The sequence below is a fragment of the Histidinibacterium lentulum genome (assembly GCF_003789055.1).
GTDB classification, from domain to species: Bacteria; Pseudomonadota; Alphaproteobacteria; order Rhodobacterales; family Rhodobacteraceae; genus Oceanicola; species Oceanicola lentulus.
On record NZ_ML119082.1, the window covers coordinates 195,917 to 214,009 of the forward strand.

Genomic DNA, 18,093 nt, shown 5'->3' on the forward strand with positions numbered 1-18,093 from the left:
GGTCAATGATGTGACATTGAGTCATGACCTGTGACAAACCCCGACCGGCTCACCGCGCCAGCAACTGCTGCGCCGTCCGCTCGTCCGTGATCAGCCCCGACAGATGCCCGCTCCTCAGGATCGCCTGCAGCGGCCCCACCTTCTCCTCGCCGCCCGCGATCGCGATGATCCGGTCGCCGCGCCCCTTCTCCAGCGGCACGGTCACCGTCCGCGCGGTCAGCGGCGTATCGACAAGGGCGCCCTCCCGGTCGAAGAAATGCCCCAGCATCTCCCCAACGCCGCCCGACTTCGAGATCTCCTCGATCTCCCCCGGCCGGATCAGCCCCGAGACCACGAGCTGCGCCGAGGACCCGGCGGAGCCGACGCCCACCACCTTCACCGGCGCCGACCGCGCGATCTCCAGCACCTCCGAGACGCCGCGCTGGGCCAGCAGCACCTTCCGGTCCTCGATCGAATTGGCGAAGAACGGGACCGGCAGGACATAGGAACTGGCGCCGGTCTTCACGGCCAGCATGTACATCACGTCATGGGGGTTCGCCGCATAGCTGCGCGTCAGCCCCCCCATCAGCGACACGAACCGCCGGTCCGGCATCGACAGGTTGGGCATCGCCTGCACCATCGCGGCGAGCGTCCGGCCATGGCTGATCCCGATGGTCGTCACCTCGCCAAGCTCCAGCAGGCGCCGCAGGAACGACGCCCCCGCCCGCCCCAGCGTCCGCAGCGGCAGCCCGCCCTCGTCGAGATCCGGCGCGACCTCGCAGACATCCAGCCCATAGCGCCGCCGCAAGGCCTCCTCGAGCTCGATGCAGGCGACGATCTCGCCCTCGATGCTGACCTTGACCGCGCCCTCCGCGACCGCCTTCTGGATCAGCCGATGCGCCTTCACCGAGGGCACGCCCAGCCGCTTGGCCACCTCCGCCTGCCGCAGCCCGCCGACGTAATGCAGCCAGGCGGCCCGCAGCGACAATGAGGTTTCGGCATCCGGCGAGCGATCCTTTGCCATGTCCTGCCCTCTGTTCCTCTCCCGTCAGACGCCCAGCGCCGCGACCATCCTCACCGCGGCGGCGGCCTCCGCGCCCTTCCTCACGAAATGCGCGCGGAAGAAGGCCCGGTGCTCCTCCGAGGGCTGGAAATGATGCGGCATCAGCGAGACCGAAAAGGTGGGAACCCCGGTGGCCAGCTGCGCCTGCATCAGCCCGTCCACGACCGCCGCCGCGACGAAATCATGCCGGTAAATGCCGCCGTCCACCACCAGTGCGGCACAGACGATGGCGTCATGCCCGCCCGCGCGGCCGAGTTTCTGCGCCAGAAGCGGCATCTCGAAGGCGCCGGGCACGTCGAAGACCGACATCTCCACCGGCGTGCCCGCCTCGGCCATGTCGGTCTCGAATCCGACAAGGGCCTGATCCACGATATCCGCATGCCAGCGGGCCTTGATGAAGGCGATCCTCAGCGTTTCAGTCATTCTCGATTTCCGTTGTGGAGACATGAACATAGGGCGCCCCGCGACCGGGCAAGGCGCCTTCCCCGGGGCGGCCCGCGCGCCTCAGAGCTTCAGATCCCGCGCGCCGCTGTCGATATGAGGCGCCCAGAAGGCGACGCTCTCGGCGATCTGCGCGATCACCTGCCGGTCGTTCGGCTCGCGCTCCTTGAACGACAGCTCGAGGCATATCTCGTTGTCCTCCGCCCCGCCCTCGGCCAGCGCCGCCAGCAGCGGGCCGGGCTGGACGGAGCCCTTGGCGTTGTATTCGGCGGTGAAGGGCCGGTGCCCCGACTTGTCCAGCATCGACTGCTTGATATGGATGATCGGGCTCAGCTTCGGCACCGCGCGCGCCCAGGCATAGGGATCGGTGTCGTCGGGATCGGGACTGGTCACGTCGCCGTGGTCGATATCGGCCATCATCCACATGGGGATCGCCATGTCCGCGGCACTCAGCCGCTCCTGAAGGTCGAGACAGGCGCGGATCGTCTCCCCGAACTCCCGCCCCACGCTCATCGGCTCCCAGAACACATGGTCGAGCCCCGCCGCACTGCCGTGCTCCGCCACCTCCGCCCAGCAGTCGATGGCGATGCGAATGAGGTCCTCCCGCCGGGCCGGATCGTCGAAATCCCGGTAGGTCAGGATCGCGAACTGCGTGCCCACCGACCGGCCGCCCAGATCGCTGATGATGTCGGCGAAGGTCTTGAACCAGTCCACGTAGTAGCGCCGCACCTCCGGGTCCGGATGCCCGAAATGGTTGAGCCGCCCGTAGGGCCCCGTCATCCCGGATGTCACCCGGCACCCGCTGCGCCCCAGCGCGCGGTCCATCTCGCGCGTCAGCCTCCGGATCACCGGGGCGGGCCAGCTCGGGTTGATGAATTCATGCGTCAGCTGGATGTCGCGGATGCGGATGTCCCGCGCGATCGCCTGGATCAGGTCGTCCGGCTCGGCAAAGCGGTTCACCAGCGGATTGGTATTCAGCGACAGCGTCAGGCCCATGTCACGCGGCCTCGGCATGGGTGCGCCGGAACCAGTCGGCAAAGGCCGCCTGCTCCGCCTCGGTCAGATGCAGCCTGTGCTTGGTGCGCCGCCACAGGATGTCCTCGGGCGTCTGCGCCCACTCGTGCGTCATCAGGTAGCGCACCTCCGCCTCGTAGAGCTCGCCGCCGAAATGCCGCCCGAGCCCGGCGAGGGACGTGGCCTCGCCCACGATCAGCGCCACCCGCGTCCCGTAGAGCCGTCCGTAATGCCGCCGCAGGCCACGGGGCATCCACGGGTAATCCCGCTTCATCTGCCCGCTGAAGCTCTCGTAATCCGCCTTCGGCATGTCGCCGCCCGGCAGCGGGGCGGAGGCCGTCCAGTCCCGCGCCATCCCCGGAAAGAACTTCGCCAGACGGTGCATCCCCCGCTCCGCCAGCTCGCGGTAGGTGGTGATCTTGCCGCCGAAGATGTTCAGGAGCGGCGCGCCCCCCACCTCGTCGAGATCGAACACGTAGTCGCGCGTCACCGCCGAGGGATTGCCCTGCCCGTCGTCGAAGAGCGGGCGCACGCCCGAAAAACTTGTCTCCACGTCCTCGGGCGTCAGCTCCTCCTTGAAATAGCGGTTCACCGCGTCGATCAGGTAGCGGATCTCGCCCTCGTCCGCGGCCACGCTTTCGGCCTCGCCGTCATAGGCGATGTCGGTGGTGCCGATCAGCGCCTTGTCGCCCTCGTAGGGATTGATGAAGATCACCCGCTTGTCGGTATTCTGCACCAGATAGGCCTGCTCGCCCTTCCAGAACTTCGGCACGATGATGTGGCTGCCCTTCACCAGACGCACGTTCCGGGCCGAATTCGACCGCGCGACCCGGCGGACCACATCCGTCACCCAGGGCCCCGCCGCGTTCACCAGCACACGCGCGCGGAAATTGCGCCGCTCGCCCGTCCCGCTGTCCGCCACGGTCACGTGCCAGGCTCCGTTCTCGCGGCTCGCGGACACACACGGACTGCGCGTCAACACCACCGCCCCCCGTTCGGCCGCATCCACCGCGTTCAGGATCACCAGCCGCGCGTCGTCGACCCAGCAGTCGGAATACTCGAAACCCCTGGTGTAGCGGTCCTTCAGCGGCGCCCCCTCGGGGTCGCGCCGCAGGTTCAGGCTTCTTGTACCCGGAAGCCGCACCCGCCCGCCGAGATGGTCATAGAGGAACAGCCCCAGCCGGATCAGCCAGGCCGGCCGGTCCTGCGGGCTGTGCGGCAGCACGAACCGCATCGGCCAGATGATGTGCGGCGCGTTGCGCATCAGCACCTCCCGCTCGATCAGCGCCTCCCGCACCAGCCGGAACTCCCGGTACTCGAGATACCTCAGCCCGCCATGCACCAGCTTGCCCGACCGCGACGAGGTCCCCTCCGCCAGGTCGCCCTTCTCGCACAGCGCGACCTTCAGCCCGCGCCCCGCCGCATCCCGCGCGATCCCCGCGCCATTGATGCCGCCCCCGATCACGAACAGGTCGACTTCGGTCAGGTCACTCATGTCGCTGCTCCCTCGATGAACCGCCGCACCTCGGCCATGCGGCCCCAGACCGGGGCGAGGCCCTCGCGCGCGGCGCGGTAGGACGTGAAAAGCCTGTCGTAAAGCGGCACCAGCGCCCGGTCCGGCAGTTCCGCCTCCTGCAACAGCGGCGTCACCCAGTCGGCGATGCAGGCATCCATGTCCCGGTAGGCGCCGATCGCCACCGCCGCCATCATCGCGCAGCCCGCCGCCCCCGCCTCGTCCCGGGCCGAAACCCTGACCTTCGTGTCGAGCGTCGCCGCCAGCACGCCCCTGAGCGCCGCCGACCGCGCCGCGCCCCCGGTCAGCCGCAGCTCTCCGGGCATGTCGCCCATGACGCCGTAGCAATCCCGCGCCGCCATCCCGATCCCCTCGATCACCGCCCGCACGAGATCGGGAAAGCGGTGCCCCGCATGGAGCCCCACGACAGACGCCCGCGCCGCCGCATCGACGAAGGGCCCCCTCTCCCCCGCCTCCGAGATGTAGGGATGATAGACGAGCGCCCCCGGCGCGGACCGCGCCATCCAGCCGTCGATCCGCTGCACGATCTCGCCATGGTCCGGCGCCGAGCCGAACTCCGCCACCAGATCGGCCGCCAGCGCCAGCACCCAGTCGATGTTCAGCGTCGCCGCCATGTTCGACTGCACCTGCGTCACGACCCCCTGAACCGGCAGGCAGATCACATAGCCCGTCCCCTCGGCGTTCAGATGCACCCCCTCGGCGCCGACCGCCCGCATGTGCACGCCCGTCGAGCCCACGGTCGAGCAGGCCGCGCCCGCGTCCCCCGTATGCACCCCCGCCCCCAGCGCGGTCATCGCCATGTCCACATAGCCAAGGCTGACCGGCGTGCCCTCGAGCAGCCCCGTCGCCTCCGCCGCCGCCGCCGTCAGCGGAAAGACGACCTCCGATCCGTCCACGATCTCCGGCAGCAGATGCCTGTGCGCCTCGAGCCCCAGCGCCCCGATCACCGCGTCGCTGTACCGCCGGGTTCGGAAATCCCCGAAGGTGAAACCGGCCTCCGAAGGGTCGGTCGCCCGGACCCCCGTCAGGTTCAGAAAGAGCCAGTCCTTGCAATGGAGCGCCACCTCCGCCCGCTCCAGCAGCCCGGGCGCCGTCGCCGCCATATGCGCCATCTGGCTGCCCTGCTGGCAGGTGTTCAGCCCGGTGCCCGTCGCCTCGAACCGCGCCCGCTCGCCCGCTCCCTTCACGAGCCGCGACACCGTGGGCGCCGCCCTCGCATCGAGCCAGAGCCACGCATCCGCAACCGGTGCATTGCCCTTGCCCACAAGCCAGGTCCCGTCGCCTTGCCCGGTCACCGCCACCGCCGCCGTGCGCCGCGCCAGCCCCTCGACCCGCTCTCCGAGCGCCCGGAGCGCGCGGGCGCAATCCGCCCATGTCCGCTCCAGCGACTGGGTGACCGCGCCCTCCGCGCCCGTTTCGTAGCCGTTGCGCACCGAGGCGACGGCAAGCTGCCGCCCGCCCATGTCAAAGGCCACGGCCTTCATGACCGACGTGCCCGCATCCACCCCGATCACCAGGTCCGGCGATGCCGTCATGAGACTCCCCTTCCGTCGATCGGTCCGCGTCGTGCCCCCGGGCGGCGTCGGGCCCCGTGGGAATGACGACCTAGCACAGAACTTTCGCCCGAACTGATTTTTTTTGCAGACAGAGCAATTTTTTTCACTTAACGTCCCTCCACGGTCAAGAAAACCAGAAGGTTCAGGGCCGGGACGTTCTGCGGGCCATCGCCGCAGGCGTCGAAAAGGGGGGAATCCGCTCGGGACTCGCAAGGTCTGGAAGGCCCTCCCGGCCGCGTCGGTTCCGGCGCGGAGTTGCGTAGGGGTGCCGCGCTCGACGGCGCCCGATCGAAGGGTCGTGCGGACAATCTGCTGGGGCGCCATGTCAACCACCGACACCGAAACCACTCCTGCCCGCCGCGGCCTTCCGCGGCGGCTGATCGTCGCCGCCCTTGCCGCGGCGCTCGTCGCCGCCATGGCGCTCGACACCACCGTCGTGCGCGTGGGCTCCGAGGAGGACCTGCGCGAGCAGGCCTTCGACGCGGACAGCTTCGGTCAGGCGGAATTTCCCCGGATCCGCGATCTCGTGATCGAAAAGGCCCCAGATGCCGTGACCCTTGCCACCGAACTCGCCGCCGACCGCAACGCCGCCATCGCGGCCTACGGCACATCGGGCGGCACCTTCCCGGTCCTGACCGTCGCCTTCACCGGAACCGCTCTCGAGGGCGCCTCGGGCATCTTCGGCGTCGACGTCGACGGCATGCCCGAGGGCACGGCGATACGCGTGCAGACCGGCCCCGCGATCAACGGCACCGACCTGCGCGACGTGCCCGGCGACATCCAGTTCGGCATGTTCACGAATCAGATCGAGTATCAGGACGTCGGCTCCGCCATCAACCGCGCCATGTCCGCCGAAGTGCTCTCCGATCTCGACCGCGATGCGCTGACCGGCAAGACCGTCACCGTCGTTGGCGCCTTCACCCTGATCAACCCGGCGAACTGGCTGGTCACCCCCGTGCGCTTCGAGGTCTCCGAATGACCCTCGGACCCGTGCGCGAGGCGGGCGGCATCGCCCCCGATGTCGTGCTCGCCGCGCGCAACATCGAGAAATCCTTCGGCGCGGTCCGCGCGCTGCGCAGCGTCAACTTCGACGTCCACCGCGGACAGGTCACCACCCTCTTCGGCGAGAACGGGGCGGGCAAGTCCACCCTGATGAAGATTCTCGCCGGCGTGCTCACCCCCACCGCCGGAGAGCTGATCCTCGACGGTCGACCCGTGGAGATCCGGTCCACCATCGAGGCCCGCGCCCTCGGCATCTCGATCATCCATCAGGAGCTCAGCCTCGCGCCCAACATGAACGTGCGCGACAACATCTTCCTCGGCCGCGAGATCATGGGCCGGACCGGCGTCTACTACGCCGAGGAGGAACGCCGGACCCGCGCCCTGATGAAGGAGCTGGTCGAGGATATCGACCCCCTCGCACTCGTTGGCGACCTGCGGCTCGGCCAGCAGCAGATCGTGGAGATCGCCCGCGCGCTGTCGATCAATTCCCGCATCCTGATCATGGACGAGCCGACATCCGCCCTCTCGGCCTCAGAGGTGACGGTGCTCTTCAAGGTGATCCGCGACCTCAAGGCCCGCGGCGTCTCCATCGTCTACATCTCCCACCACCTCGAGGAGGCGCTGACCATCACCGATCACGCCGTGGTGCTGCGCGACGCGGTGATGACGGCCGCCGCGCCCCGGGCCGAGATCGACCTCGAATGGATCGTCCGCAACATGGTGGGCGAGAATTTCGACCTCGGCCAGCCGCCCACGGGCCACGAGATCGGCGCCCCCGCGCTCGAGGTGAAACGCCTGACGGTCGATACCGCCGGCGGCGCCGTGCGCGCCGTCGACGGGCTCGACCTCACCGTGCGCGCGGGCGAGGTCGTGTGCATCTACGGCCTGATGGGCGCCGGGCGCACCGAGCTCATGGAATGCGTGGCCGGCCGAATCCCGGCCGCCTCGGGGCAGGTCCTGCTCCACGGCCGCGACATCGGCGGGCTGTCGATCGCGGACCGCATCGCCGCGGGGCTTGCCCTCGTGCCCGAGGACCGCCAGCGCGACGGCCTCGTGCAGACCATCAGCGTCGGGCAGAACCTCTCGCTTGCCTCCATCGGCAATTTCACCCGGCGGCTCCTGACGGACCGCCGCGCCGAACGGGCGATCGTCGACAGCTCGATCCGCGAGGTGACGGTCAAGACCGACGGCCCCGACGCGCCCATCGGCTCGCTCTCGGGCGGCAACCAGCAGAAGGTCGTGATCGGCAAGATGCTGGCCACCAACCCCTCGGTGCTCCTCCTCGACGAGCCCAGCCGCGGCATCGACATCGGCGCCAAGGGCGAGGTCTTCCGCATCCTCGCCGATCACGCCCGGCAGGGGATGGCGGTCGTCTACACAACCTCCGAGGTCGGCGAATGCCTGGCCATCGCCCATCGCATCATCGTCATGCGCCGGGGCCGGATCGTCGCGGAATTCACCCACGACACCACGAAGGAAGCGATCATGGCCGCCTCGGGCGAGAGCCTGGTCGCCTGAGCGAAGTCTAGGGAGACACCCATGTCGGAGACGACATCATCCACCGCCGCCAAGGCGACCGGCAAGAAGAAGGCCGCCTCCGGCCCCCTGGGCTGGATTCTCGACGGCCGGGCCTTCTTCGCCCTCATCGCGATCATCGTGGTCTTCTCGATCCTGTCGCCGAACTATTTCACCGTGTCGAACTTCCTCATCATGGGCTCGCAGGTGGCGATCTTCGGCCTTCTGGCCGTCGGCATGCTGCTGGTGATCCTCTCGGGCGGCATCGACCTCTCGGTCGGCTCGACCCTCGCGCTCTGCGGCGTCTTCGCGGGCTGGCTCCTGCAGGGCGTCGAACTTGAGGCGCTCGGCGTCATCCTCTACCTGCCCGTCTGGGCGGTCGTGGTCTGCACGCTCGGCATGGGCGCCCTCGTCGGCCTCATCAACGGGCTCCTCGTGGCCCACTTCAAGGTCCCCGCCTTCGTCGCCACCCTCGGCACGCTCTACGTCGCGCGCGGCGTCGCGCTCCTGATGACCAACGGCCTCACGTTCAACCGCCTGCAGGGCGACCCGGCCCTGGGCAACACCGGCTGGGAATGGCTCGGCTTCAACCGCCTCTGGGGCGTGCCCTTCAGCATCTACGTCCTCGTGGCCGTGGCCCTCGCCGTGCACTTCCTGCTCACCCGCACCCCCTTCGGCCGCTGGCTCTACTCCACCGGCGGCAACCCCAACGCGGCGCAGCTCTCGGGCGTCCCGGTGCGGGCGGTCTACATCTGGGTCTATGTCCTGTCGGGCCTCTGCGCCGCCGTCGCCGGGATCGTCCTCAGCTCCCAGCTCACCTCCGCCGGCCCCACCGCGGGCAACACCTACGAGCTCACCGCGATCGCCGCCGTCGTCGTGGGCGGCGCCTCCCTCATGGGCGGACGCGGCACCGTGGGCGGCACCCTTCTGGGCGCCCTCGTCATCGTGTTCCTCGGCGCCGGGCTCATCATCATCGGCGTCAGCTCCTACTGGCAGACCGTCTTCACCGGCGCCGTGATCGTGCTCGCCGTCATGCTCAACTCCATCGAGTACGGCACCCGGGGACGCCGCATCTGACCATCCGAAATTCGCGAAACCGAGGAGAGTTCTTCGCGGACAACCGGGCCCTCGACCGGCCCACCACCAAGGGAGAGACCCCATGCTGAAGACCACCAAACGCGCGCTGCTCGCGGCGGCCCTGTCGGTGCCGTTCCTCGCCGGCAGCGTCTGGGCCGAGGGCCTGATCTCGATCATCGTCAACGACCCGGCGAACCCCTACTGGTTCACCGAGGGCGAGGTCGCCCGCGCCACCGCCGAGGAGCTGGGCTACGAGGCCACCGTCTCCGCCCACCGCGGCGACACCAATGTCGAGGCCAACCTCGTCGACGCCGCCATCACCAACGGCGCCGTGGCGATCATCCTCGATCCGGCCAATGCCGACGGCTCCATCGGCGTGGTGCGCCGCGCCAGCGAGGCCGGCATCCCCGTCTTCCTCGTGAACGCCGAGATCAACGAGAGCGGCATCGCCATCGCCCAGCTCGTGTCCAACAACGCCCAGGGCGCGGCCATGGGCGCGATCCAGTGGCAGTCCATCGTCGGCGACACCGCCAAGTATGTCGAGTTCTTCGGCAACCCCGCCGACAACAACGCCGCCACCCGCTCGAACGGCTACGAGACCATGCTGTCCCAGTATCCGGGGCTGGAGCGCGTGGCCCAGGAAGTGGCCAACTGGGACCGCACCCAGGGCTACACCAGCATGCAGTCCATCATGCAGGCCCAGCCCGAGATCGACGCGGTGATCGCCGGGAACGACGAGATGGCCCTCGGCGCCATCGCGGCGCTGAAGGAGGCGGGCCGCCTCGAGGGCACGATCATCGGCGGCTTCGACGGCTCTCCCGATGCGGTCGAGGCGATCAGGGCCGGCGAGATGGCCTACACCGTCCTTCAGCCCGTCGCGGTCTTCTCCCGCGAGGCGGTGATCCAGGCCGATCACTACATCAAGAACGGCGAGCCGATGGTGGCCGAGGAGAAGCAGCTCTTCGACTGCCTCCTGATCACGCCCGAGAACGTGGACCAGTACACGGCGCCCTTCGTGCTGTCCCAGTAAGCGGACGGCCCCCGTCAGCGAAAGGCGCCCTGCGGGGCGCCTTTTTTGTGGGTGAGGAGTGGCTGCGAGGGGCGGGGACCGGTCTGAAGGCATCGTAGCATTGCGAGCGTGGCGATGCGAGGGAAGCGGTCACTCAGCCGCCGCACAACAAAGTAGCTGCGCATTGGTACCGAGGCCGGAGACCTGAGCCCCGCAGCAACCAGAATCATTGGCTCCTAGTGGCTGTCGTGTTATCGCCCGTTGGGTTAACACCCCGGAAAGTTGCCTAAGGCATTGACTCTTGAGCCGTTTAGTGCCTTTCGCGCTTGCTCCCAATTCGTGCGCAGGCTACACTTCGTTCTTACGCGGAGGAAGAACTTGAAGTTGCCCAAGACCCTAGATCGTGAACCGCTGGTCGATGCGGTCTTCGAGGTGCGCATGGGCGGCGCGCCGCAACTAGCAGACCTGTTGCCGGGTGCGCTCTTTGGCCAGTTGACGCCGAAGCCGACACTCCAGAGGCTGCCAGCGGCCGAGATACCTCAGCCGATCAGAGACCAAGACCCGAATCTAGCTTTCTCGCCTGTCATTCGACTCGACTGGGGCGAGTTCACGATTTCGTTCGGGGATCGGAACCTAGTCATCGCGTGCAAGCTGCCCTACCCGAAGTGGCCTGCTTTCAAAGACGCAATTCTGGGCATCGTCGCGAAGGTGGCGCAAGTCGGCATCGCGGGGCCAGTCGAGCGCTACTCGGTAAAGTATGTCAATTTGATACAGGCGCCGACACTCGCGGACCAGATCGCGAAGATCAACTTGGCCGTCAGAGTGGGTGACGTAGAGGCGCAGGACGACCATGTTTCGGTTCAGGTCCACCGCAATGAGGGCGAAACACTGCACATCATGTCTGTCGTGACCGGCGCGCGGGTAAAGTTGCCAGACAACAAGATTGTCTTCGGGGCCGTCGTGGATATCGACTCGATCCGCACGGTACACTTTTCTGACTTTAGCGCGTTCGCTGCGAAACTCGATCCGGCAGTCGAAAGCCTCCGCCAGGCGAACAAGATCAAGTTTTTCAGTTGCCTTACCGAAGAAACGATCAATGAAATGGGACCCAAGTATGATTGAGCTGGCAGCGACCAGACCAACCTCCAATACCTTCGCGGTCGCCGTTGGTGCGGCGATGCTTGCGGGCCAGTTCCATTATCCTCCCCGCGTCGAAGCGTATGAGGTGCAGCAGGTGCGCGGCACCTACAGCGACTTCATGGAAAGCCTCGCAAAGCCTGACGGCGTCGATCACTTTGCGCAGCAAATCGCCGCGATTTACAATAGCTTTGCCGAGCGTCAGGGGCGCCTGGGGGCTGAGTTTGAAGCCGCGATCTTTAGCGACCTCGAGAGTCTCTATGAGGGTTGATCCGCAGGATGACCTTTGACGCAGACGACCTCCGCCAGCACATTCCTTACTACCTGACGGCTGCTCCGGATCAAAAGGTTCTTCTGACCGAACTCAAGAAACTAATTGAGGGGGCTGATAGAGGCTATTTCGTTCCTGCGGGCTATGACGGCTACACAGCAGAGATGCTTCAAGGCGATGGCTGGCGCGGTTTCCAGATATTCTCGTTCAAGTCGGGCAATCTGAAGATGGCGCGCGGCATCGTGCTATCCAACTCCTGCGACGTTTCAGACGAGAATACCCGCGTTTTGCCACCTAACGTGACCTTCGCGCCCATTGTCAAGCTATCCAAGATCGTTGAGCGGTTCGAGGCGCACGGCTTGGATGGCGAGAAAGTCGCTTCTCGCCTGACGGACATAAAGGCGCAGCGAGTGACTAATATGTTCTATATTCCGGCAGACGGTCCGTTGGACGAGGATCACGTCGCGCTACTCGACGACTTGCACTCGATGCCGATTGAGGTCCATCGTAGTGAAGCCGAGAAACTGTTCACACTCAGCATGGCGGGGTTCTACCTGTTCGTCTTCAAGCTGTCTGTCCACTTCTGTCGCCTTCATGAGAAGGTCAATCGAAAGCCCACACAGGTTGCCGGCTGACGCCGTTTTCATGTAGGCCCGGCCCGCGCGCGCCCATCACAACAATCTCGAAAGCAATTTGATCATCGCTTCAGCGAGGGTTAGGGTGGTCTTCATCTTCGCCATGGTCATAACAGACTTTCTCCGTCGAGTTTGGAGGACCTCCTTGGAGAATGTGGCCCTTGCGGAATGAAGAGAAGTCGACTGCAGCAGCCCGTGGCAGTTGATCGTCCGACCAAGCTCCCTGCATTCGCTGAGAGGACCAACCGACCTCCCTTCCCTAGCCCCCACTGCACCTTTTCCCACATTACACAACAATCTTAACCACTTAACCCCCCGTTACATCGTGTAACGCCCCCTCACCGCAGGTCCATCCGCGTGTACCCGGCCCGGAGCGCCTGGGGGGTCAGCCCGTAGGCCGCCTTGAAATGCACGTAGAACTGGCTGATCGAGGTGAAGCCCGATTGCTCGGCCACGCTCGAGATCGCCATCGAGCTCTCCATCAGCAGCGCCCGCGCCCGCAGGAGCCGCATCCGGATCACGAACCGCTTCACCGGCAGCCGCATCTTCTGCGTGAAGATCGACAGCGCATAGTTCCGGTGCAGCCCCGTCACCGCCGCCACGTCCGCGTTGCTGATCGGCCGGTCGAGGTTCTCCATGATGAACCGCACCATCTCCACCACGTGCCGCACATGGACCGAGCTCAGCCCCCGCCCCTCCCCCGGCTCCGCCACGGGCGCCAGCAGGTACTCGAGCGGCTCCAGCTGCGCCCGCCGGATCATCGCGTTCATCTCGACCTTCAGCACCTCCGTCCGCTCCACGTCCCCCGAGCGGTAGTCCCGGTACCACCCCTCCACCCGCTCCCCGTCGCAGAGCCGCCCCGGCAGCGCCACCACCGCCCCCCCGAGGAGCGCCACCTGGAACCGCGAGATGTGCGGCATCACCAGAAAGCTGTCGACCGGCAGGTAGATGTTCGCCAGCCGCACCGCCCCCTCCCCCAGCGGCGTGATCCGCGTGAGCTGATGCGGGATGCCCGCCCAGAACATCACCAGCCGGTCCGGCCCCACCTCGATCTCGGTCCCGTCGACATCGTAGGTCATCGAGGCACCAGACAGGAAGTTCGCCTCGATATGCCCGTGCCGGTGCGGCGCCTCCATCGCCACCGGCGCGAAGAGCCGGATCCCGAACCGCCCGATCGCCTTGTCCGTCGCATAGAACCGCCGCTCGTGGGCCGGCGCCGCCCGGCCCTCCACGTCACGCCACGCGGTCCTCGGGGCCGGTCTCATCACAAGCTCTCCCGATCTTGAATTCCCGGAAAAGAATGTCGCGTTCCAGTATTGCTGGCAACGGCTCCCGCGCCCCAATCTGACCGAACCGCCGGCCGGAGGAGGAGACCGCGCCCGGCGGACAAAGAGCCACTGGGACGGAAGAGAACCGGGCTCCGCGGGAGCCCCAGGGAGGATTCAGAATGAGACACTATCCCCGCGCCGCGACGGCGGCGCTCCTGCTCGGCGTGTCGCCGCTGGCGCTGCAGGCGGAGGTGGTCGGCCCCACGACGCCGCCCCCCGCGCCCGTGTTCGACGCCCAGGGCGAGCCCGTCTTCGTCGACCGGGCGGACATCTTCACCTATCGCGCGCTCGACAGCTACAACGAGCCGGACTTCGTCACCGCCTTCGTCGAGGCAGGCCTTCTGCCCCCCGTCGAGGAGCGCCTGCCCGCGGAGCCGCTGGTCTATTCCTCGGCCAACATGACAGACGGGGTCGGCACCTACGGCGACGTGATGCGCCACGTGATCGGCGGCCGGCCCGAGGGCTGGAACTACATCGCCGGGCAGAGCCAGGGCTGGGGCGGCATCGACATCGGCCTGTCGGAATGCCTCACACGGACCGGACCGCTCTTCATGGTCAACCCGGGCGATCTCGCCCCGCTGCCGAACCTCGCCCGGTCCTGGGAATGGTCCGAGGACGGGATGCAGCTCGTCGTGAACCTGATCGAGGGCGCGAAATGGTCCGACGGCGATCCCTTCGACGCCGATGACGCCATGTTCTACTGGGACCACCATGTGATGGACCCGGAGATCACGCCCCTGAACGGCGCGACGCAGGAGACCTTCGGCGCGGGCACCACGCTCGAGAAGACCGGCGACTACCAGATCACCTTCACCTTCACGACCGCGCGGCCCGAGGGCGTGCTCTATGCCATGGCCTACGGCACCTTCTGCCCCGGCCCGAGCCATATCCTGCAGCCGGAGCACCCGGCCTTCTCGGACAACACCTACGAGGAATACCGCAACGCCTTCCCGCCCGAATACCTGAGCATGCCGGTGATGGGCGCCTGGGTGCCCGTGGAATACCGCGCCGACGACATCGTCGTGATGCGCCGCAACCCCTACTACTGGAAGGTGGACGACGCGGGGAACCAGCTCCCCTACCTCAACGAGATGCATTACCGGCTGTCCACCTGGGCGGACCGCGACGTGCAGGCGGTGGCCGGGACGGGCGATTTCTCGAACCTCGAGCAGGCCGAGAACTATGTCGAGGCCCTGCGCCGGTCGGCCGAGGACGACGCGCCCGCGCGGCTTGCCTTCGGCCCCCGGACCATCGGCTATTCGCTCTACCCCAACATGTCGGCCAACGGCTGGGGCGAGCCCGACGCGCGCGGCCAGGCGATCCGCGAGCTGAACCGCGATCTGAATTTCCGCATCGGCGTCACCCAGGCGCTGGACCGCGTCCGGCTGGGCGAGAGCCTCGTGCGCGGGCCGTTCACGGCGCAGTACCCCGGCGGTCTCTATGCCGGCACGGCCTATTACGACGCGGACTCGACGGTGTTCTATCCCTACTCCCTCGAGAGCGCCCGCGCGCATTTCGAGGCGGCGGGGCTGACGGATACCGACGGCAACGGGTTCCTGAACCATCCCGCCGACGTGCTGGGCGGGGCGGACGTGCAGATGACCCTGCTCGCCAACGCCGACTACCAGACCGACCGCAACCTCGCCGAGGGGGTGATCGCGATGATGGAGGAGGCGGGCATCCGCGTGTCGCTCAACCTCCTGAGCGGGAATGACCGCGACGCGGCGATGAACTCCGGCCGCTATGACTGGATGGTCTTCCGCAACGCCTCCGAGCTGATCACGGTGGTGCAGAACACGCCCCAGCTCGCGGCCACCGGCCCGCGCACCCTGCGCCATCACATGGCCAACGACGCGGGAGAGCTGGACCTTCTGCCCTTCGAGCAGGAACTTGCCGACATCGTCAACGCGGTGATCGCCACCAACGACGCGGGAGAGCGGACGGAGCTGATGAAACAGTTCCAGCGCATCTACACCGAGAACGTCTACGGGCCGGGCCTGACCGCCTATCCCGGCGCGCTGATCATCAACAAGCGCTTCGCCAACATCCCGCCGGGCGCCCCGATCTTCATGTTCAACTGGGCCGAGGACAACATCATCCGCGAGCGGGTGTTCGTCCCCGCGGAGGCCCAGCAGGACCATGAGCTGCATCCGGGCACGCTGCCCGGGGCGCCGGGCTCGGACGGGCCGATCACCGCAGGCTGACGGCTCCCCGCATCGACCCGGCCGGGGGCGGCGCGCCCGCCCCCGGCCCCCGAACCCGCCAGGCGACCCCGTTTCCCGACCTCGAGAAAGAGGCTGCTCATGCTGCGTTTCATAGGCTTCCGGCTCTTGCAGGCGATCCCGGTGCTGTTCGCCATGAGCGTCATCACCTTCGTGATCATCCAGGCGCCGCCGGGCGACTACGGCGATTTCATCCGCAGCCAGATGATCACCCAGGGCAATGCCTCGATCGCGGCCGCCGAGGCCGCTGCGGAGCGCTACCGCGAGGAACACGGGCTGAACGATCCACTGCCGGTCCAGTATGTGCGCTGGGTCTGGGGCATCCTCAGCGAGGGCGATTTCGGCCATTCCTACTTCTACAACAAGCCGGTGGCCGACGTGGTGGGCGAGCGCCTGCCCCGCACCATCATGCTCGCGCTCGCCTGTCATCTTCTGGCGACGCTCTTCGGCATCTCCTTCGGGATCATCGCCGCGACCCGGCAATACAGCTGGACCGACACAGTGCTGTCCTTCGTCGCCTTCATGGGCATGACGATCCCGCGGTTCCTGCTGGCGCTGATCATCCTCTACGTGCTGGCCTTCCAGCTCGACGTGCAGGGGCTCGGCAGCTTCTATTCCTCGCGCTACGGCGGGCAGCCCTACTGGCTGGGGCCGTTCCAGTTCAACTGGGCGAAGCTCTGGAACCTGATCCAGCATGTCTGGCCGGTCGTGTTCATCGCCACCCTGGGCGGGCTCGCCTACAACATGCGCGTGATGCGGGCGAACCTGCTCGACACGCTGAACCAGCAATATGTCGAGACCGCACGCGCCAAGGGCCTGTCCGAAGGCCGCGTCATCATGCGCCACGCGGTCCCGAACGCGCTCCATCCGCTGGTGGCCTATCAGGGCGTGATCATGCCCTACATGCTCACCGGCGAGATCGAGGTGGCCATCGTCTTCGCCCTCGCCACCGTCGGGCCCGCCATCGTGGCCTCCATGGGAATCGGCGATGTCTACGTCACCGCAACGCTGCTTCTGGTGCTTGGCGCCACGCTGATCATCGGCAACATCATCGCCGACATCCTTCTTGCGGTGCTCGATCCGCGCATCCGGGTGGGGAACGACGGATGACCGTGACACCCGACCCCCGCGACCCCGCCGACGCCCTGATCCGGGCCCACGGCGACATGCTCGCCCCGCAGCCCGAGGAGGAGGGCGAGGATACCCGCGTCTCCACCGTCTCGAGCGAAGGGCAGAGCTACGGCAAGCTCGTCTGGCGCCGCCTGCGTCGCTCCGTACCTGGAATGCTGGGCCTGACGCTGGTCAGCCTCCTGCTGCTGATTGCCCTCTTCGCGCCCTTCATGGCGCCGATGGACCCCAAGCAACCGACCATCCCCTTCGCGCCACCCGACCGGATCAGCTGGCATGTCCCCGGCGACGGGCCCGAAGCGGGATGGCGGCTCCTGCCCGTCACGTTCGCGACGGTGGAGACCGGAGAGTTCGACCCTGTCACCTTCCAGCCCCTCTTCGGGCCGGACTACGACAATCCGCGCCGCATCGTGCTCTTCGCCAGGGGGTGGGAGTATTCCTTCCTCGGGATGACCTGGGACCGGCACCTCTTCGGCGCCGAGGACGGAAGCCCGGTCCACATCCTCGGGACCGACAAGCTGGGCCGGGACATCCTCTCGCGCGGGATCATCGGCAGTCAGATCAGCCTCGCCATCGCGCTGTCCTCCATCTCCCTGATCACCATCATCGGAACGCTGGTGGGCATCACCTCGGGCTATGTCGGCGGGCGGTTCGACCAGTGGTTCCAGCGCTTCGTGGAGATCATCCTCGCCTTCCCGCAACTGCCGCTCTATCTCGCGCTCGCCTCGCTCATTCCCGTCACCGCGCCCTCGGGCCTGTTCCTGACCTTCGTCGTGGCGGTGATCGTGGGCCTCGGCTGGGCGCAGCTGAGCCGGGAGGTGCGCTCGAAGACGCTGGCGCTGCGGCAGGTCGACTATGTCCGCGCGGCCCTCGCCGTGGGGGCGAGCGACGGGCGGATCGTCACGCGCCACATCCTGCCCAACGTGATGAGCCATGTGATCGTCGCCGTCACCCTCGGCATTCCCACCATCGTGCTTCTGGAGAGCTTCCTCGGCTTTCTGGGCTTCGCCGTGAAGCCGCCGATGATCTCCTGGGGGCTGATGCTGCAGGACGCGGGCACCTTCTCGGTGATCGGCTCCTACCCGTGGATCCTCTCGCCCGTGGGCTTCGTGCTGCTGAACGTCTTCGCCTTCAACGCGCTCGGCGACGGGCTGCGCGACGCCATCGACCCCTATTGAGGCC

At 67.2% G+C, this 18,093-nt stretch carries 16 protein-coding genes; 10 read left to right on the forward strand and 6 right to left on the reverse strand.

Annotated features, from left to right (window positions below; genetic code table 11):
* Positions 1-49: 49 nt before the first annotated feature.
* From EAT49_RS03980 to EAT49_RS04000, 5 genes are all read right to left on the reverse strand, one after another.
* Positions 50-1,003 carry a sugar-binding transcriptional regulator gene (locus tag EAT49_RS03980; protein ID WP_123640999.1) on the reverse strand — a complete coding sequence of 318 codons (954 nt, stop codon included), beginning with the start codon at positions 1,001-1,003 and terminating at the stop codon, positions 50-52.
* Between the two features lie 24 nt (positions 1,004-1,027).
* A complete protein-coding gene (locus EAT49_RS03985; RefSeq protein ID WP_123641000.1) occupies positions 1,028-1,465 on the reverse strand; it encodes a 6,7-dimethyl-8-ribityllumazine synthase in 438 nt (145 codons plus the stop codon).
* 81 nt (positions 1,466-1,546) lie between these two features.
* Positions 1,547-2,479, reverse strand: coding sequence for a TIM barrel protein (locus EAT49_RS03990; protein ID WP_123641351.1), 933 nt, complete (start codon positions 2,477-2,479; stop codon positions 1,547-1,549).
* A 1-nt stretch (position 2,480) separates the two neighbouring features.
* Positions 2,481-3,992: a glycerol-3-phosphate dehydrogenase gene (locus EAT49_RS03995; protein WP_123641001.1), complete on the reverse strand. Its 1,512-nt coding sequence runs from the start codon at positions 3,990-3,992 to the stop codon at positions 2,481-2,483.
* Positions 3,989-5,566, reverse strand: coding sequence for an FGGY-family carbohydrate kinase (locus EAT49_RS04000; protein WP_123641002.1), 1,578 nt, complete (start codon positions 5,564-5,566; stop codon positions 3,989-3,991). The genes EAT49_RS03995 and EAT49_RS04000 overlap by 4 nt, the downstream gene beginning before the upstream one ends.
* 343 nt (positions 5,567-5,909) lie before the next feature.
* On the opposite strand from EAT49_RS04000, the gene EAT49_RS04005 reads away from it, so the two are divergent.
* The 7 genes from EAT49_RS04005 (at position 5,910) to EAT49_RS04035 (ending at position 12,233) form a co-directional block, all read left to right on the forward strand.
* The gene (locus EAT49_RS04005) at positions 5,910-6,566 is read left to right on the forward strand and encodes a DUF2291 domain-containing protein (RefSeq protein WP_123641003.1); all 657 of its coding nucleotides are present in this window, start codon (positions 5,910-5,912) and stop codon (positions 6,564-6,566) included.
* Positions 6,563-8,107 (forward strand): sugar ABC transporter ATP-binding protein, encoded by a 1,545-nt coding sequence (locus tag EAT49_RS04010; protein WP_123641004.1) that lies wholly within the window; start codon positions 6,563-6,565, stop codon positions 8,105-8,107. Before EAT49_RS04005 ends, EAT49_RS04010 begins: the two co-directional genes overlap by 4 nt.
* Before the next feature lie 21 nt (positions 8,108-8,128).
* Complete coding sequence (locus EAT49_RS04015; protein ID WP_123641005.1) at positions 8,129-9,181, forward strand: ABC transporter permease; 1,053 nt, start codon at positions 8,129-8,131, stop codon at positions 9,179-9,181.
* An 82-nt stretch (positions 9,182-9,263) separates the two neighbouring features.
* The gene (locus tag EAT49_RS04020) at positions 9,264-10,211 is read left to right on the forward strand and encodes a D-ribose ABC transporter substrate-binding protein (RefSeq protein WP_123641006.1); all 948 of its coding nucleotides are present in this window, start codon (positions 9,264-9,266) and stop codon (positions 10,209-10,211) included.
* A 357-nt stretch (positions 10,212-10,568) separates the two neighbouring features.
* Entirely contained in the window at positions 10,569-11,312 is a 744-nt protein-coding gene (locus tag EAT49_RS04025; RefSeq protein ID WP_123641007.1) for a TIGR04255 family protein, read from the forward strand.
* A complete protein-coding gene (locus EAT49_RS04030; protein ID WP_123641008.1) occupies positions 11,305-11,598 on the forward strand; it encodes a hypothetical protein in 294 nt (97 codons plus the stop codon). Before EAT49_RS04025 ends, EAT49_RS04030 begins: the two co-directional genes overlap by 8 nt.
* Positions 11,599-11,606: 8 nt before the next feature.
* The gene (locus tag EAT49_RS04035) at positions 11,607-12,233 is read left to right on the forward strand and encodes a hypothetical protein (RefSeq protein WP_123641009.1); all 627 of its coding nucleotides are present in this window, start codon (positions 11,607-11,609) and stop codon (positions 12,231-12,233) included.
* 338 nt (positions 12,234-12,571) lie between these two features.
* Here the strand turns inward: EAT49_RS04035 and EAT49_RS04040 are convergent, their stop codons facing one another.
* Positions 12,572-13,498 carry a helix-turn-helix domain-containing protein gene (locus EAT49_RS04040; RefSeq protein WP_123641010.1) on the reverse strand — a complete coding sequence of 309 codons (927 nt, stop codon included), beginning with the start codon at positions 13,496-13,498 and terminating at the stop codon, positions 12,572-12,574.
* A 182-nt stretch (positions 13,499-13,680) separates the two neighbouring features.
* Between EAT49_RS04040 and EAT49_RS04045 the strand changes: the two genes are divergently transcribed.
* The 3 genes from EAT49_RS04045 to EAT49_RS04055 all read left to right on the forward strand — a co-directional run bounded on the left by EAT49_RS04045 (position 13,681) and on the right by EAT49_RS04055 (position 18,089).
* Positions 13,681-15,765, forward strand: coding sequence for an ABC transporter substrate-binding protein (locus tag EAT49_RS04045; RefSeq protein WP_123641011.1), 2,085 nt, complete (start codon positions 13,681-13,683; stop codon positions 15,763-15,765).
* 99 nt (positions 15,766-15,864) lie between these two features.
* The gene (locus tag EAT49_RS04050) at positions 15,865-16,893 is read left to right on the forward strand and encodes an ABC transporter permease (RefSeq protein ID WP_123641012.1); all 1,029 of its coding nucleotides are present in this window, start codon (positions 15,865-15,867) and stop codon (positions 16,891-16,893) included.
* Positions 16,890-18,089 carry an ABC transporter permease gene (locus EAT49_RS04055; RefSeq protein ID WP_221181428.1) on the forward strand — a complete coding sequence of 400 codons (1,200 nt, stop codon included), beginning with the start codon at positions 16,890-16,892 and terminating at the stop codon, positions 18,087-18,089. Before EAT49_RS04050 ends, EAT49_RS04055 begins: the two co-directional genes overlap by 4 nt.
* The last annotated feature ends 4 nt before the right edge of the window (positions 18,090-18,093 follow it).